This window comes from Vibrio sp. V10_P2A27P122 (genome assembly GCF_963874335.1).
GTDB classification, from domain to species: domain Bacteria; phylum Pseudomonadota; class Gammaproteobacteria; order Enterobacterales; family Vibrionaceae; genus Vibrio; species Vibrio anguillarum.
Genome location: NZ_CAWNHY010000233.1, coordinates 10,688 through 28,148 on the forward strand (window position 1 = coordinate 10,688; position 17,461 = coordinate 28,148).

General features: G+C 45.5%; 18 protein-coding genes. 2 read left to right on the top strand and 16 right to left on the bottom strand.

The features are described 5' to 3' along the window. Positions 1–11: 11 nt before the first annotated feature. The 9 genes from iscX to trmJ form a co-directional block, all read right to left on the bottom strand. On the bottom strand, positions 12–206 hold the full coding sequence (gene iscX, locus AACQ17_RS09665) for a Fe-S cluster assembly protein IscX (RefSeq protein ID WP_010320404.1): 195 nt from the start codon (positions 204–206) through the stop codon (positions 12–14). 50 nt (positions 207–256) lie between these two features. Continuing rightward, positions 257–595, bottom strand: coding sequence for an ISC system 2Fe-2S type ferredoxin (fdx, locus tag AACQ17_RS09670; RefSeq protein WP_010320405.1), 339 nt, complete (start codon positions 593–595; stop codon positions 257–259). An 11-nt stretch (positions 596–606) separates the two neighbouring features. Beyond that, positions 607–2,460 carry a Fe-S protein assembly chaperone HscA gene (hscA, locus tag AACQ17_RS09675; protein WP_094147856.1) on the bottom strand — a complete coding sequence of 618 codons (1,854 nt, stop codon included), beginning with the start codon at positions 2,458–2,460 and terminating at the stop codon, positions 607–609. Between the two features lie 21 nt (positions 2,461–2,481). Further along, positions 2,482–2,997 (bottom strand): co-chaperone HscB, encoded by a 516-nt coding sequence (gene hscB, locus AACQ17_RS09680; protein WP_026029095.1) that lies wholly within the window; start codon positions 2,995–2,997, stop codon positions 2,482–2,484. Between the two features lie 66 nt (positions 2,998–3,063). Next, positions 3,064–3,387, bottom strand: coding sequence for an iron-sulfur cluster assembly protein IscA (gene iscA / locus AACQ17_RS09685; protein WP_010320408.1), 324 nt, complete (start codon positions 3,385–3,387; stop codon positions 3,064–3,066). 62 nt (positions 3,388–3,449) lie between these two features. Continuing rightward, positions 3,450–3,833: a Fe-S cluster assembly scaffold IscU gene (gene iscU, locus AACQ17_RS09690; RefSeq protein ID WP_010320409.1), complete on the bottom strand. Its 384-nt coding sequence runs from the start codon at positions 3,831–3,833 to the stop codon at positions 3,450–3,452. Between the two features lie 56 nt (positions 3,834–3,889). Next, a complete protein-coding gene (locus AACQ17_RS09695; protein ID WP_013857499.1) occupies positions 3,890–5,104 on the bottom strand; it encodes an IscS subfamily cysteine desulfurase in 1,215 nt (404 codons plus the stop codon). Between the two features lie 26 nt (positions 5,105–5,130). Further along, positions 5,131–5,652 carry a Fe-S cluster assembly transcriptional regulator IscR gene (gene iscR / locus AACQ17_RS09700; RefSeq protein WP_026027698.1) on the bottom strand — a complete coding sequence of 174 codons (522 nt, stop codon included), beginning with the start codon at positions 5,650–5,652 and terminating at the stop codon, positions 5,131–5,133. A 115-nt stretch (positions 5,653–5,767) separates the two neighbouring features. Continuing rightward, complete coding sequence (gene trmJ / locus AACQ17_RS09705) at positions 5,768–6,496, bottom strand: tRNA (cytosine(32)/uridine(32)-2'-O)-methyltransferase TrmJ (RefSeq protein WP_026027699.1); 729 nt, start codon at positions 6,494–6,496, stop codon at positions 5,768–5,770. 177 nt (positions 6,497–6,673) lie between these two features. On the opposite strand from trmJ, the gene suhB reads away from it, so the two are divergent. After that, a complete protein-coding gene (gene suhB / locus AACQ17_RS09710; RefSeq protein ID WP_013857502.1) occupies positions 6,674–7,477 on the top strand; it encodes an inositol-1-monophosphatase in 804 nt (267 codons plus the stop codon). 174 nt (positions 7,478–7,651) lie between these two features. Here the strand turns inward: suhB and secF are convergent, their stop codons facing one another. The 5 genes from secF to queA form a co-directional block, all read right to left on the bottom strand. Next, positions 7,652–8,599: a protein translocase subunit SecF gene (gene secF / locus AACQ17_RS09715; protein ID WP_013857503.1), complete on the bottom strand. Its 948-nt coding sequence runs from the start codon at positions 8,597–8,599 to the stop codon at positions 7,652–7,654. Between the two features lie 14 nt (positions 8,600–8,613). Continuing rightward, entirely contained in the window at positions 8,614–10,470 is a 1,857-nt protein-coding gene (gene secD / locus AACQ17_RS09720; RefSeq protein ID WP_017044259.1) for a protein translocase subunit SecD, read from the bottom strand. 19 nt (positions 10,471–10,489) lie between these two features. Continuing rightward, positions 10,490–10,822, bottom strand: a complete 333-nt coding sequence (gene yajC, locus AACQ17_RS09725; protein ID WP_013857505.1) for a preprotein translocase subunit YajC — start codon at positions 10,820–10,822, stop codon at positions 10,490–10,492. Between the two features lie 107 nt (positions 10,823–10,929). Next, positions 10,930–12,060: a tRNA guanosine(34) transglycosylase Tgt gene (gene tgt, locus AACQ17_RS09730; RefSeq protein WP_026027700.1), complete on the bottom strand. Its 1,131-nt coding sequence runs from the start codon at positions 12,058–12,060 to the stop codon at positions 10,930–10,932. 128 nt (positions 12,061–12,188) lie between these two features. Further along, positions 12,189–13,241, bottom strand: a complete 1,053-nt coding sequence (queA, locus tag AACQ17_RS09735) for a tRNA preQ1(34) S-adenosylmethionine ribosyltransferase-isomerase QueA (protein ID WP_026027701.1) — start codon at positions 13,239–13,241, stop codon at positions 12,189–12,191. A gap of 229 nt (positions 13,242–13,470) precedes the next feature. Here queA and AACQ17_RS09740 point away from each other — a divergent pair, with 229 nt between their 5' ends. Next, positions 13,471–13,917, top strand: a complete 447-nt coding sequence (locus AACQ17_RS09740) for a CBS domain-containing protein (RefSeq protein WP_038171482.1) — start codon at positions 13,471–13,473, stop codon at positions 13,915–13,917. Positions 13,918–14,010: 93 nt separating this feature from the next. Here AACQ17_RS09740 and aceA read toward each other — a convergent pair whose 3' ends face one another. Continuing rightward, positions 14,011–15,321 carry an isocitrate lyase gene (gene aceA / locus AACQ17_RS09745; protein WP_013857509.1) on the bottom strand — a complete coding sequence of 437 codons (1,311 nt, stop codon included), beginning with the start codon at positions 15,319–15,321 and terminating at the stop codon, positions 14,011–14,013. 142 nt (positions 15,322–15,463) lie between these two features. Beyond that, positions 15,464–17,098 (bottom strand): malate synthase A, encoded by a 1,635-nt coding sequence (aceB, locus tag AACQ17_RS09750; protein WP_094147163.1) that lies wholly within the window; start codon positions 17,096–17,098, stop codon positions 15,464–15,466. Positions 17,099–17,461 lie beyond the last annotated feature (363 nt).

Here is a 17,461-nt window from a genome sequence, read left to right on the forward strand (position 1 = left end):
TAGCAATAGTCTTAGTCGATCTCTTCCATCCAACATAGAATAATCGCTTCGAGAATTTTTTCGTTGGAACGGTTTGGCTCATCATCAAACTCTTCCAGTTCCATCACCCACTGGTGTAGATCCGTAAAACGTACATTTTTAGGATCTACGTCTGGGTATTGCTCACAAAGCTCGATCGCAATATCACGAGAATCGGTCCATTTCATTTTGCTTTCCTTTTACAAACAGTGAACGGGCGTTAATACGCTCAATAGGATTAATGATCTTCAGAAGCCAGATTGAGTGTGTACTTTGGAATTTCAACCACTAAATCTTCGTTAGCGACTCTAGCTTGGCAGCCAAGGCGAGATTCAGGTTCAAGACCCCACGCTTTATCAAGCATGTCATCTTCCAACTCATCACTCTCATCAAGTGAGTCAAACCCTTCGCGAACGATAATATGGCAAGTCGTGCATGCGCAGGATTTTTCACACGCATGTTCAATAGCGATACCATTTTTCAGCGCCACATCCAGTACGGTTTCTCCTGCTTGCGCTTCCAGAACGGCACCTTCAGGACAAAGCTCTTGGTGAGGTAACACAATAATCTTAGGCATAATTTTTCTCTTTAAATATCATCTACCGACTGACCAGCAAGTGCACTACGAATGGATTTATCCATACGGCGTGAAGCAAAATCTTGGCTGGCTTTGTCTGTCTCTTTAATTCCTTGCTCGATGGCATCGGCGCTATCACCATTACGCAGCACAATTAAATCTTCCATTGCATTCAGAAGGATCTGCTTTTCTGACTCAGATAACAATTCATCACCATCGGCCTGTAAGGCAGAGATCAAACCTTCGATAACACGATCGGCTTCTACACGTTGCTCTGCCAGAGCGCGAGTCTGCATATCTTGTTTGGCAAACGTCATCGAATCTCGCAGCATATTTGCTACTTCATTATCACTCAGTCCATACGAGGGCTTAACTTGAATTTCCGCCTGAACTCCCGTACTTTTTTCCATCGCTGTCACGGAGAGTAAACCATCGGCATCAACTTGATAAGTTACGCGGATATGCGCGGCACCCGCCGTCATTGGTGGAATACCTTTTAGTGAAAAACGAGCCAATGAGCGGCAATCGTCTACCATCTCACGTTCGCCCTGCACCGTATGGATGCTCATGGCTGTTTGACCATCTTTGAAGGTGGTGAATTCTTGAGCTTTCGCAACAGGAATGGTGGTGTTACGTGGGATGATTTTTTCCACTAAGCCACCCATGGTTTCAATACCCAGCGACAGGGGAATTACATCCAGCAGTAACATTTCTGAATCGGGTTTATTACCCACCAAAATGTCGGCTTGAATTGCTGCACCAATCGCGACAACTTCATCAGGGTTGATGCTAGTTAGTGGTGTGCGACCAAAAAATTCACCGACTAAATCTCGAACCAGTGGCGTACGAGTTGAACCGCCGACCATCACCACTTCCAACACTTCATCTGCAGCAATCTCGGCATCTTTGAGTGCTCGACGACACGATAGTAAGGTTTTCTTTACTAGTGGCGTGATGAGTTGGTTAAACTCATCGCGAGTTAAACGCCCTTGCCAACCCAGCACAGAAACCTCGACACTATCGGTATCAGATAAGGCGATTTTCGCTTCGGTGGCCGCATCAAGCAATGCTCGTTGCTGCTCTGCAGTGAGCGGTTCAGCTAAGCCGATTTGGCTCAAAAAATGGTCAGCAATCAAATGGTCAAAATCATCACCACCGAGCGCGGAATCGCCACCAGTCGCGAGTACCTCAAACACGCCTTTCGACAGGCGTAAAATAGAGATATCAAACGTACCGCCACCTAAATCATAAACCGCAATCACACCTTCTTGCGCTGAGTCTAAGCCATAGGCAATCGCTGCAGCGGTAGGTTCATTGAGTAAACGCAGTACGTGCAAGCCGGCAAGTTGAGCGGCATCTTTGGTGCCCACGCGTTGCGCATCATCAAAATAAGCAGGTACGGTAATCACCACGCCCGCTAATTCACCACCTAACGACGCTTCGGCACGCTGAGCAAGAGATTGAAGAATATCGGCGGAAACTTGAATCGGGTTCTTATCACCTTGCGCCGTTTGCAAAATAGGCAAACCGTTGTCACTGGCTTTGAAGCGATAAGGCAATGTGGGATAACGCGCCTGAATGTCAGCCAGTGAACGGCCGATCAAACGCTTCACAGAAATGATGGTATTAGCAGGATCAACTTGCGCGTGTGCTCTGGCATCAAAGCCTACGCAACGCTCTTGAGCCGAATAGTGGACCACCGAAGGGAGGATCGAGCGTCCTTGTTCATCAGCAAGCGTCGTCGCATTACCGCTTCGAACCGATGCGACTAATGAGTTGGTTGTCCCCAAGTCGATACCCGCTGCGAGTTTATGCTGATGCGGCGCAGAGCTTTGACCGGGTTCTGCAATTTGAAGTAATGCCATGGGTTGGTCCTTATTATCGAACTAGCCGAGTAACTGTTCTTCGACTCTTTCTATTTCATTTTTGAGCTTGGCAATAAATTTAAGCTTGCGAACCGTATCAGCCGCAAGGTTCCATTGAGCATGATTAAGTTGTTGCTCAACCAAGGTAAGATGCTGTTTATACATCTTGCTGACTCTGTTTTCAAAATCGAATAACGCACTTTCAACATCAGACTGTGAGGCGATGGCTTCAAGCTCTTCTCGCAGCTCCATCTGCTCCATTAAAAACAGCGGATCTTGCATGGTTTGGTGTTCTGCGCGTAACTCTATGCCTTGTTCAAGCAACAAGTATTCTGCGCGACTGATCGGCGATTTTAATGTTTGATAAGCATCATTGATTTGTGAGGCGTTTTGCACAGCAAGCAGGCGATCTCGCTCAGACGCAGTGGCAAAATTGTCGGGATGAAACCGTTTTTGCAGCGCACGAAACTGAGAAGAAAGAAGGCTACCATCCAGTGCAAACTGACTTGGTAGCCCAAATAATTCAAAATAGTTCATTAACACATTGCTCCTAGTGCTCGACACTAGGCTCAAGTGAGCCTAGTCACGCCGAAAGCCAATCCGTTACACGTTGAAGCTTTCACCACAACCACATTCGCTTTTTGCATTCGGGTTGTTGAACTCAAAACCTTCGTTTAGCCCTTCTTTGACATAGTCAAGCTGTGTGCCATCAAGATAGACGAGGCTTTTCGAATCGATAATCACTTTAACACCATGATCTTCAAACACTTCGTCTTCTTCGTTAACGTCATCAACGAATTCAAGCACGTAAGCCATACCCGAGCAGCCTGTTGTTTTCACTCCAAGACGTAAACCTACGCCTTTGCCTCGGTTATCTAGGAATGCTCGAACGCGATGCGCTGCTGTTTCAGTTAAGGTAATGGCCATACTACAACCTTAGATTCTTAGTTTGAACTTATGGGAGTGAACCATCATTCACTCCCTTAATATTATTGTTGGTGTTTCTTTTTATAATCGGCAACGGCAGCTTTGATCGCATCTTCCGCCAAAATCGAACAGTGAACTTTCACTGGTGGAAGCTCTAGCTCTTCCGCGATTTCAGAGTTCTTAATGGCTGCCGCTTCGTCAATGCTCTTGCCTTTCACCCATTCAGTAACCAGTGAGCTCGAAGCAATCGCGCTACCACAACCGTAGGTTTTAAATTTTGCATCTTCAATGATGCCTTCTGGCGTCACTTTAATTTGTAGCTTCATTACATCGCCACAAGCTGGAGCGCCAACCATACCACTACCAATGGTTGGATCTTCTTTATCAAAAGAGCCAACATTACGTGGGTTTTCATAGTGATCAATTACTTTTTCGCTGTATGCCATGATAGTTACCTCTAATCCTCTATTTCCTTGGGAATAAACCAGTGCCTTTTAAAGGACTAGTGATGTGCCCATTCAACGGTGTTTAAATCCACACCCTCTTGATACATATCCCATAGAGGAGACATGTCACGTAATTTGCTTACTGCTACGCGGATTTGTTCAACGGCGTAGTCCACTTCCTCTTCGGTCGTAAAACGGCCAAATGAGAAACGAATTGAGCTGTGCGCCATTTCATCGTTCAAACCAAGCGCACGCAGTACATATGACGGCTCTAAGCTGGCCGACGTACAAGCACTACCTGATGATACCGCTAAGTCTTTTAAAGACATCAGTAGCGATTCGCCTTCAACAAAGGCAAAACTAATATTCAGGTTGTGCGGAACACGCTGATCTAAATCGCCATTCACACTCACGGCTTCCATGTCTTGTACACCAGCGAGTAGACGATCACGCAATGCTTTTGCGTGGTCAAAATCTTTTTGCATGTCTTGCTTAGCAATGCGGAATGCTTCACCCATACCTACGATTTGGTGCGTTGGTAATGTGCCTGAACGGAAACCACGTTCATGACCGCCACCGTGCATTTGCGCTTCAAGACGGATACGAGGTTTACGGCGAACATATAATGCGCCAATCCCTTTAGGTCCATACGCTTTATGCGCAGAAAGGGAGATAAGATCCACTTTCATTTCTTGCACATCAAGGGGAATTTTACCGGCAGATTGCGCTGCATCTACGTGGAAAATTATCTTGCGTTCACGGCAAAGCTCACCGATCGCCATGATGTCCTGAATTACGCCAATTTCGTTATTCACGTGCATGATCGACACCAAAATTGTGTCATCACGCATTGCCGCTTCTAATTTTTTTAGATCAATCAAGCCATTCGATTCTGGCTCAAGATAGGTCACTTCATAACCTTCACGCTCAAGCTGACGACATGGATCAAGCACCGCTTTATGCTCGGTTTTACAGGTGATGATATGCTTACCTTGCTTGGCATAGAAATGCGCCACACCTTTGATCGCGAGGTTATCTGACTCTGTCGCACCGGATGTGAATACGATTTCGCGAGGATCAGCATTAAGCAGTTCAGCAATTTGCTCACGCGCAGTGTCTACGGCTTCTTCTGCCTGCCAGCCATAACGGTGCGATCGCGATGCCGGATTACCAAAAACACCATCCATCGTCATGTACTGAACCATCTTTTCAGCCACGCGAGGGTCAACTGGACAGGTAGCTGAATAGTCAAAATAAATAGGCAGTTTCATTTTCTACTCCAATGTAAACATTGCCGCTATGAGCGGGCATTAAGACCTACGGGCACCGAGCCGATAATCACGGTATTGGTATTTTTATTGGTTAACCCGTGGTTCACCGTCAGGCCCAAGCCTTGGCGGTCAGAAATTTCTAGTACTTCATTATCAATCATTAACTCGCCAAGAGTAATGTTGTTCAGAAAGTCACTAATGCGAGAGCTAAGATCTCGCCATAACGTATGTGTTAAGCAGCGAGTACCACCTTGGCAGTCGGCTCTTCCATTACATTTTGTTGCATCAACTGATTCATCAACAGCGGCAATCACAGTACCAATCGAAATTGAGCAGGCATCTGCACCTAAGCGGTATCCACCACCTGGACCACGTACACTAGCAACTAGCCCCGCTTTACGCAGTTTAGAAAACAGCTGCTCAAGGTAAGAGAGCGAAATGCCTTGCCGTTCGGAAATATCCGCCAGTGGCACTGGGGTTTGTTGCGAATGCAGAGCCACATCTAACATGGCTGTAACCGCATATCTTCCTTTAGATGTAAGTCTCATATCACCGTATCCACATTGATTATGTGGTTGGAATTTTTCCATACCTGACTAAATAGGTCAAGTATTTATTTGACTAATTTAGTCAGGTATTTAACCCTATTATTAATCTGGATAATTATTGATTGCTGCGATGCTTCTCAATTGAGGTCAACACACCACGTAATATATTGATTTCTTGAGACTCTGGACGCGAACGAGAAAATAGCCGACGGAGTTTATTCATGATCTGTCCCGGCTGTTCCTTTGAAATAAACTGTGTCTGTATCATTACCTTTTCAAGATGCTGATAGAACATTTCTAATTCGTGATGCAGAGGATACGCTTCTTCTGGCTGGGCTTGATAACCTTTTTTTTCATTATTTAGATAGGCAACACGCACCTCATAACTCAATGTTTGTACGGCCATAGCAAGGTTTAACGAACTGTATTCAGGATTAGCCGGAATGCACACATGAAAATGGCATTTTTGCAGTTCATCGTTGGTCAGCCCGGTTTTTTCTCGGCCAAACACTAAAGCAACCGGGTATTGCTGCCCTTCTTGCGCCAATTTTTCCCCACATTCACGCGGTTCAAGCATTGGCCATTCTAAAGTTCGTGAGCGTGCACTTGACCCAACCACCAGGCCACAATCTGCGACAGCCTGCTCTAGCGTATCCACGACCTCCGCATTTAAAGCAATGTCGCTTGCTCCAGCAGCTAGAGCGATCGCTTGAGCGTCTACCTCGCATTGAGGCGAAACCAAAATCATTTTACTTAGGCCCATGACCTTCATCGCTCGGGCAGCAGAACCAATATTTCCTGAATGAGATGTCCCTACTAAAATGATTTTTACATTGTCTAGCATTACGTTGTACGCCACTCTATTTTAAACGACAGAATACTAACATAAACCTGACTAAAATGGTCAGGTCCTTTAGCTACACATGAACAACCGAGCAAAAAATAGCCACTTCCTTTTTAATAAAACTTTGTTATACTGCTGCCCGCTTTTTCGTTCTTTAACATCCGTTGGGAAAACTGTATGCATCCAATGCTAAACATTGCTATTCGCGCTGCGCGAAAAGCTGGTAACCATATTGCTAAATCACTAGAAAATACTGAGAAAATCGAAACAACTCAGAAAGGGACTAATGACTTTGTTACTAACGTAGACAAAGAAGCAGAAACTATGATCATCGATACAATCAAAAGTTCTTACCCAGAACACAGTATCGTTGCTGAAGAAAACGGGCTTATCGACGGCAAAGATAAGGACGTTCAATGGATCATCGACCCACTGGATGGCACAACAAACTTCGTCAAAGGTTTACCCCACTTCGCCGTTTCCATCGCGGTTCGCATTAAAGGCAAAACAGAAGTTGCTTGTGTTTATGACCCAATGCGCAATGAGCTGTTTACCGCTCAACGTGGTGCTGGTGCGCAATTAAACAACTCACGCCTTCGTGTTAAACAGTTAAAAGATCTTCAAGGCACTATTCTCGCTACTGGTTTCCCATACAAACAAAAGCAACATGCCGAATCTTTCATGAAAATCATGTCTGCACTGTTTGTTGAATGTGCTGATTTCCGTCGTACTGGTTCTCCTGCGCTTGATTTATGTTACCTAGCTTCAAACCGTGTCGATGGTTACTTTGAACTGGGTTTAAGACCTTGGAATTTAGCCGCTGGCGAGCTGATCGCTCGTGAAGCAGGCGTTATTCTTACCGATTTCTCTGGCGGTACTGAATACATGAAATCGGGCAACATTGTAGGTTCAAGTGCTCGTGGTGTTAAAGCGATTCTGAAACACATTCGTGATAACGGTAACAGCGCTATTCTTAAATAGGTTGCACTAAATACCATCAACACCGTCAAAATTGATTCAAGCCTCGTATAGCAATATACGAGGCTTTTTTAGTTTCGTTTTATACTTTGCTACTTAGAGTGACCGCGGTGGGATGGTTAGAAAAAAGCCGCAGAATATTCTGCGGCTTTGGCTATTTAAGAAACTTTCAGGCTGCTAAGGAAGTTCGTCGAACTCCGCACCCTCTTTTTCCACTTGAGGTGGAAGTAGGTGCTCACGGGTAATTCCTAATTTCAATGCCAACGCTGATGCAACATAGATAGATGAATAAGTACCCACGGTGATACCGAGCAGTAAAGCGGTGGCAAAACCATGTATGTTCGCACCACCTTGTACAAAGAGTGCGATCACCACCAGTAAGGTGGTTCCCGATGTAATCAAAGTCCGGCTCAAGGTTTGGGTAATTGAGCTGTTCATGATCTCGGCTGAATCACCTTTACGCAATTTACGGAAGTTTTCACGGATACGGTCAAATACCACAATCGTATCGTTGAGCGAGTAACCGACAACGGTCAGCAAAGCGGCAACAATCGTTAAATCAACCTCAATTTGCATGATAGAGAAGATGCCAAGCGTGATGATCACATCGTGTGCCAATGACATCACCGCACCCGCTGCGAGCCTCCATTCAAAACGAACAGAGACGTAAAGCAAAATACAGATGAGCGAAGCTAAAATCGCTAAACCTCCTGCTTCAGCTAATTCATCGCCCACATTCGGACCAACGAACTCAATGCGACGCATCTCGACACTTTTTCCTGTCCCCTCTTTAATAGCAGAAAGAATTTGATTGCCTAACGTCTCGCCAACCATGTCAGCACGTGGACGAAGACGAACCATCACTTCGCGCGCGGAACCGAAATTCTGCACCGTCGCATCGCCAAACCCTTTCGCTTCCAAAGCACTGCGGATATCTTCAAGATTAGCTGGGTGTTCAAACCCAACTTCAATCAAAGTACCGCCGGTGAAGTCCAGTCCCCAGTTCAACCACTTGGTTGATAAAGTGAAAATAGACGCACCAATCATTAAAAGAGAGAATAAAAACGCAAATTTAGACCAACGCATAAAGTCGATCGTTTTATCTGCTTTTAGAATCTGAAACATAGTAATTCCTAGCCTTAGATCGACAATTTTTTAATGCGTTTACCACCATATAACAGGTTCACAATACAGCGAGTCCCGATAATAGCGGTAAACATTGAGGTTAAAATACCGATAGAAAGTGTGACGGCAAACCCTTTGATGGCTCCAGTACCCACAGCAAATAGAATGATTGCCGTAATCAACGTAGTGATGTTGGCATCAGCAATGGTACTGAACGCGTTAGCATAGCCTTGGTGGATAGCTTGTTGTGGGTTTCGTCCATCACGGAGCTCTTCACGAATACGCTCGAAGATCAGAACGTTAGCATCCACGGCCATACCGACCGTCAATACGATGCCCGCAATACCCGGCAAGGTCATTGTCGCCCCTGGGATCATCGACATCACACCAATAATGAGCACAAGGTTCGCCATCAATGCAATATTGGCAATCAAGCCAAAACCACGGTAGTAAAGCAGCGTAAAGAGCATCACCGCAACCATACCCCAGATGCAGGCTTGAATGCCCATATCGATATTTTGCTGCCCCATTGATGGACCAATGGTACGCTCTTCAACAATAGAGATTGGCGCAATTAACGCACCTGCACGCAGTAAAAGTGCAAGGTTTTGAGCTTCTGCAGCAGAATCAATTCCCGTGATACGGAAGTTACGCCCAAGAGCCGACTGAATCGTTGCTTGGTTGATCACTTCTTCATGCTTATCCAGAATCACTTTGCCATCAGGTGTCCGACGGCCGCTGTCTTTGTACTCTGCAAATACCGTTGCCATAAGCTTGCCAATGTTCTTTTTAGAGAACGCCGACATCTTATTTCCGCCTTCGCTATCTAACGAAATGTTTACTTGCGGGCGACCATATTCATCCATGCTAGAGCTGGCATCCGTGATACTTTGACCACCTAGAATCACGCGTTTTTTCAAGACAACCGGGCGACCATTACGATCAGATTTGATTTCACTCCCAGCAGGAGCGCGACCAGAAGCCGCGGCGGCTAAATCAGCCTTGTCATCAACTTCACGAAACTCAAGAGTCGCGGTTGCACCAAGAATCTCTTTAGCACGAGCGGTATCTTGAACCCCCGGTAACTCAACCACAATGCGGCTGGCACCTTGGCGCTGCACTAAGGGTTCAGCGACCCCTAATTCGTTAACACGGTTACGCAAAATCGTGATGTTCTGCTCAACGGCGTAATTTCGAACTTCCTGCAAACGCTGCTCTGTAAATTGAGCAATCAGCGCAAAGCGACCGTCAGCCTTAGACGTAGTAAAAGTCATATCAGGATGTTTCGACGTTAATGCTTGCTGTGCTTGCTCTAATTGCTCATCGTCACGCAAAGTGACTTCCACTCGGTCGTTGCCCACTGAGCGAATAGCGCGGTAGCGAATTTTGTCATCACGCAGTTCGCTGCGAAACGCTTCTTCTTGCTGGCCAATCAATTTTTCCATTGCGGCATCCATATCCACTTCCATTAAGAAGTGAACACCACCACGCAGATCAAGGCCAAGCTTCATCGGTGCCGCGCCAATCGATTCCAACCAAGAAGGCGTTGAAGGAGCAAGGTTAAGTGCAACAATTGTATCTTTGCCTAACGCTTCACTCACCACATCACGCGCACTGATTTGAGTATCGGTATCGTTAAATCGAACAAGAATCGATCCATTCTCTAGAGCAATGGATTTATGAGAAAGGCTCTCTTTATCAAGAGCTTTGGTGACAGCATCCAGCGTTGACATATCAACAGAGGCGCCACGCGCCCCTGTAATTTGAATTGCCGGATCTTCACCGTAAATATTTGGAAGTGCATATAAAGCAGAGAGAGTGATGGCGAACACCACTAACAAATACTTCCATAACGGATAACGGTTTAGCACAGCAAGGATCCTTTAGCTGTTATAAAGACTTAAGCGTACCTTTTGGTAGCACCGCTGTAATGAAATCTTTTTTGATCACAATTTCATTGTTCACATTCAGTTCGATAGAGATGTAATCGCTGTCTTCTGCGATTTTAGTGATTTTACCCACTAAACCGCCACTGGTTAACACTTCATCACCTTTAGTCATGGCGGCCATCAAACTTTTATGCTCTTTAACACGTTTGGCTTGTGGGCGGTAAATCATGAAGTAGAAAATAACCGCAAACATACCAAGCATGATCAGCATTTCATAACCGCCACCTTGTGATGCACCTTCACCTGCTGCGTGTGCTACAGAAATTAAACTCATTGAAAACGTCCTCTAAAATATTGTTGTGTAATGTAATTCTAATTGGGCTGCGTTGGCTTAATTTCAAGTTTATCACTTCACAAATCAAGCAAAACGCAGCAAAACCGTTATTGGCCCATTGGTGGAACTTCACGATTGCGACGAGCATAAAACTCCTCAACAAACGCGTCGAAGCGATCTTCTTCAATCGCTAAACGAATGCTTGCCATCAGGCGTTGGTAATAACGTAAGTTATGAATAGTATTTAAACGCGCACCCAGAATTTCATTACAACGATCCAGATGGTGTAAATACGACTTCGAATAATTTTTGCAAGTGTAACAGTCACAATGCGGATCCAGCGCAGTTGTATCGGTTTTATGTACTGCATTACGGATCTTGATCACACCACCCGTCACAAATAGATGGCCATTACGTGCATTTCGCGTTGGCATCACACAGTCAAACATATCGATACCGCGACGTACCCCTTCCACTAAGTCTTCAGGTTTACCGACACCCATCAGGTAACGTGGTTTGTCTTCTGGCAATTGTGGACAGGTGTGCTCAAGTACACGGTGCATGTCTTCTTTAGGTTCACCAACCGCTAAGCCACCAACCGCGTAGCCATCAAATCCGATCTCGGTTAAGCCTTTCACGGAAACATCACGCAAATCTTCGTAAACACTGCCTTGCACGATACCAAATAGCGAGTTGGTGTTCTCTAATTTGTCGAAATGGTCACGTGAACGCTGCGCCCAACGTAAAGACATCTCCATTGATTTTTTCGCTTCGTCGTGCGTCGCAGGGTACGGCGTACACTCATCGAAAATCATCACAATGTCAGAGCCCAGATCTTTTTGAATTTCCATCGACTTTTCTGCGTCCATGAAAATCTTGTCACCATTGACTGGGTTACGAAAATGCACCCCTTCTTCTGTGATTTTGCGAATATCACCCAAGCTAAACACTTGGAAACCACCTGAATCGGTGAGGATCGGGCCTTGCCAATTCATAAAATCATGCAAGTCGCCGTGCATTTTCATCACTTCTTGGCCAGGGCGCAGCCACAGGTGAAAAGTATTACCGAGCAAAATTTCTGCGCCCGTCTCTTTTACTTCTTCCGGTGTCATGCCCTTTACTGTGCCGTAAGTACCTACAGGCATGAATGCCGGTGTTTGCACAGTGCCACGTTCAAAGGTTAATTGCCCACGGCGAGCATTTCCGTTTTTCTTTTTAAGTTCGTATGTTAACTTCACGAAGCCTCCAATGTCAGAGAAACAGTCTGACGTATCATGATTAGGTGCAAGCACCCCTCTAGAGCGGTCGCCAATTCCTAGCGAAAAACGAAGCGGAGCTTCTTCTCCTAGCGTAATGCTAGCACTCGTTAATTGGTGTTCTTGGTGATAAACATCGCATCACCATAACTAAAGAAACGATATTGATGTTTCACGGCATGCGCGTACGCGGCCATAGTATGCTCATAACCTGCAAAAGCGCTGACGAGCATAATCAGTGTCGACTCTGGTAAGTGGAAGTTGGTGATTAAGCAATCCACCAACTGGTACTCATAACCAGGGAAGATAAAAATTTCAGTATCACCAAAAAAAGGAACCAGCTCAGTGCCCTTTTTAAGCGCATCTTGCGCGGCACTTTCCAGTGAGCGCACCGACGTAGTTCCAACAGCGATCACTCGACCACCACGCGCTTTCGTCGCGTTGACGGCATCGACTACCTCTTGTGGCACTTCAACATATTCTGCATGCATATGGTGATCGTGAATATTGTCGACTCGTACTGGCTGGAAGGTTCCAGCGCCAACATGCAAGGTTACATAAGCAAATTCGACGCCTTTCGCTTTGATTTGCTCAAGCAGAGCCTCATCGAAATGCAAACCGGCGGTCGGTGCAGCGACAGCTCCCGGTTTTTGGTTGTATACGGTTTGATAACGCTCTTTATCAGCATCTTCATCAGGGCGGTCAATGTAAGGCGGCAACGGCATATGGCCAATCTCGTTTAAGATCTCCAGTACCGTCTTTGACGCTGTAAAACGAATCTCGAACAGCGCATCATGGCGAGCCACCATGTGTGCATGATATTCGTCATGCTCTCCTAAATACAACTCACTGCCCGGTTTTGGCGGCTTAGATGAGCGAACATGAGCTAAAATCGTCTGTTCATCCAACATTCGTTCGACCAATACTTCCAGTTTGCCGCCTGAAGCTTTGCGCCCAAACATGCGAGCCGGGATGACACGTGTATTGTTAAAAACCAATAAATCGCCGGGCTGAACTCGGTCAAGAACGTCTTTAAATGAGCCATCCGCCAGTTCACCGCTGTTACCGTCTAATTGCAGTAAGCGACTCGCCGTACGTTCAGCCGTTGGGTAACGAGCAATCAGCTCATCGGGAAGTTCAAAGTGAAAGTCTGAAACTTGCATAGTTCTTATCTTGTTCGTTTTGAGTGGATGACGTAATTTTTTTTAAGCGCCGTAGTATATACGTAAACACCTTCTCTCGTCAGACCCAGATCTAAATTTAATGTAATTAAACATGAAAATGGCACCCAATCTTTACGCATCAATCAAAGTAAAAATAGCGGGAGCTCTCAGATATTTTGCGCAGAAAAAACTATAGTTGAATCAGGTCAATAATAAAAAGGAGCTCGTTATGATCAAAATTGAAGACATGATGACTCGCAACCCCCATACCCTGTTGCGTACACACACGTTAGCCGATGCTAAGCACACTATGGAAGCGTTGGATATTCGCCATATCCCTATCGTCGATCCACACAAAAAACTACTCGGTATCATTACTCATCGAGATATTCTTGCCGCGCAAGAGTCGAGCTTAAAAAACATCCCTGAAGATCAATCATATACACTGACAACGCCGTTATATGAGGTGATGCATACTGAAATTATGACGGTTGACCCGCGAGCGGGGTTAAAAGAGAGTGCTATCTACATGCAAAAACATAAAGTAGGCTGCTTACCCGTTGTAGATAAAGGCCAACTAGTGGGCATTATTACTGACACGGACTTTATTGGGGTAGCTGTTACCTTACTTGAGCTACAAGAAGAGAGTGAACCGGACGAAGTCGATATTGAATAACGCTCACTCCCTAATATAAGTGCCTCACATAAAAAAGAGCGGCTTACGCCGCTCAAAGGTGTTACACAGATAATGATTGGGAAGTACCGCTAATTAAAATTGGTCTTCTTCGGTAGAGCCCGTTAACGCGGTTACGGAAGAGCTGCCACCTTGGATGGTATTGGTCATCCGGTCAAAGTACCCCGTTCCCACCTCTTGTTGGTGTGCAACAAAGGTATAACCTCTTGATGCTGCTTCAAACTCTGGACGCTGAACTTTCTCAACGTAATGACGCATACCTTCGCCTTGCGCATAAGCATGTGCTAACTCAAACATGTTGTACCACATGTTATGAATGCCCGCTAAGGTGATGAATTGATATTTGTACCCCATGTCCGACAACTCTTGCTGGAAACGAGCAATAGTGTCTGCATCCAAGTTTTTCTCCCAGTTGAAAGAGGGAGAACAGTTATAAGCCAGCAGTTGATCTGGGTATTGCGCTAGAATTGCTTCGGCAAATTGGCGGGCTTCATCCAAATCAGGCTTAGCGGTTTCACACCACACGAGATCAGCATACGGCGCGTAAGCGAGACCGCGTGAAATCGCTTGCTCAATCCCAGCATTCACGCGATAGAAACCTTCTTGAGTACGCTCACCTTGGATAAAATCACGATCGTATGCGTCGCAATCCGAGGTCAGTAGATCCGCCGCGTTTGCATCAGTACGAGCAATGACCAAAGTGGTTGTCCCTGATACGTCAGCGGCCAAACGTGCCGCAATCAATTTTTGAACCGCTTCTTGAGTCGGAACCAGAACCTTGCCGCCCATGTGTCCGCATTTTTTTACTGACGCCAACTGATCTTCAAAGTGCACACCGGCCGCCCCTGCTTCAATCATCGACTTCATCAACTCGTAAGCATTGAGTACGCCACCAAAACCGGCTTCAGCATCAGCAACAATCGGTAAGAAGTAATCAATACCACCTTCATCTTCCGGTGATTTTCCGGCCGCCCACTGAATTTGATCGGCACGACGAAACGAGTTGTTGATGCGCTTGACCACCGATGGAACAGAATCGACTGGATAGAGCGATTGGTCTGGGTACATGGTGGAAGCGGTGTTGTTGTCTGCCGCTACTTGCCAGCCGGAGAGATAAATCGCCTCAATTCCCGCTTTGGCTTGTTGTACCGCTTGACCACCTGTCAATGCACCCAAACAGTTCACATAACCTTTTTTGGCACTGCCGTTAACCAGTGACCACAATTTATCAGCGCCACGTTGGGCCAAGGTGTTGGCTGGAGTGATTGAACCGCGCAGGTCAACCACTTCAGCAGCAGTATAAGTACGCTTTACATTTTTCCAGCGTGGGTTGGTTGCCCAATCTTTTTCTAGAGCTTCGATTTGTTGGCGGCGAGTTAATGTCATGGTCTATCCCTCTTATTTTGATGCGCAAGCGCACTGTCATCCTTTTCTCAGCAGTACGACCTATTCTGCTTTTGAAAACAGCTTCACGTTATTGGTTATCAGTAATTGGTTATTGGTTATTAGATATTGGTTTTAAATCTCATCAATCTAGGTAGTCATAACCCGGAACGGTGATAAAATGTGTCAGCTCGTCGCTGGTAGTTAAGCGAGCCATCAATTGTGCCGCTTCGCTAAATCGTCCTTGTGCAAATCGCTGCGTGCCGATTTCCTGTTTCACGACTTCAATTTCTTGCGCAAGATACTGCTCAAAAAGCGCTTTGGTAACAATCTGACCGTTATCCAAGGCTTTTCCATGCTTGATCCATTGCCATATTGACGCTCGAGAAATCTCTGCGGTCGCCGCATCTTCCATCAAACCATAAATGGGGACACAGCCATTGCCGGAGATCCATGCTTCGATGTACTGAAGTGCAACTCGAATATTATGACGCATGCCCTGTTCGGTACGTTCTCCTTCACATGGGGTCAACAGCTCATTGGCATGAATCGGCGCATCAGACAGACGCGTAACATCTAATTGGTTACAACGCTCGCCCAGTACTTGGTCAAAGACCGCTTTTGCCGTATCCGCTAAACCTGGATGGGCAACCCAAGTACCGTCATGACCATTATTGGCTTCGAGTAATTTATCGTGATGAATTTTATCGAGAACCAACTGATTTTCTTGGGGATCTTTAGCTGGAATGAACGCGGCCATACCGCCCATCGCAAATGCGCCACGCTTATGACAGGTGTAGATCAGTAAGCGTGAATAGGCGTTAAGAAACGGCTTTTCCATTGTGACAACTTGGCGATCTGGTAGCACCCGATCCGGATAATTTTTCAATGTCTTGATATAACTGAAAATGTAATCCCAGCGGCCACAATTTAAGCCGACAATGTGTTCTTTAAGCGAGAACAATATTTCGTCCATCTCGAACACGGCGGGTAAGGTTTCAATCAATACGGTGGCTTTAATGGTGCCAGTTTCTAACCCAAAATACTCTTCGGTAAAATGGAAAACGTCACTCCACCACTTTGCTTCTTGATAGGCCTGAAGTTTTGGAAGATAAAAATAAGGGCCACTGCCTTTTTTAAGCAATGATTTATAGTTGTTGTAAAAGTAGAGTGCAAAATCAAACAACGAACCCGGAATACTTTGCCCTGCATATTTAACATGCTTTTCTTTAAGGTGCAGACCGCGTACCCGACAAATGAGCACCGCTGGGTTATCTTTAAGCTGGTAGCACTTACCATTGTCAGGATTGGTATAGCTAATGGTTCCTTCAATGGCATCACGCAAATTGACTTGCCCATCCAGCACTTTATCCCATGCTGGTGACATCGAATCCTCAAAATCCGCCATGAACACTTTGACGTTAGCATTCAATGCATTGATCACCATTTTTCGGTCGGTTGGCCCCGTAATCTCCACTCGACGATCTTGTAAATCGTGTGGGATACCGAGAATTTTCCAGCTTCCTTCGCGAATATCTTGCGTATCCTTGAGAAAATCCGGCAGTTCTCCGTTATCAATACGTGTTTGTCGCTCTTCTCGTGCATCCAGCAGCGAATCGACACGGCTTGCAAATTTAGCACACAGAGTGGACAAGAAGATTTGGGCTTCTGAAGGGAAAATAGCTTGGTGATGTGGGCCAACGGCACCAACAACCTCAAGCTTGGCTTCGTGGTGTTCTTTGCTGAGTGCTAACTCTGTTTCTGGGGTCTGTGCAAACATAACGTTCTTCCTTAAAACCATTCCAACTACATTTGTAATTTAAAAACCACAAATTCAAATGCTCATTTTTTGCTATCCACTGACTTATCTCTACCGACACTTTCTCTCAGTCAATCCAATATTTCAAGCCTAACCAAGCTAGACATAAGTCTTACAAAACCTTATTAAACCTTACATCAACTCATCATTCAGCAAAAGAGACAAAGTTAATGAAAGGTTAAAAACAAAGTTTTATCCCGTTTCAAACCTATGTTTGATTTCCTTGTTAAATATGAAAGTTATTACGTTATTTTATTACACAGCTCAAAAAGGCAGATTTTAGTTTTAAACAGACGTTCGAAATGATGTGAGACGCAGTAAGGC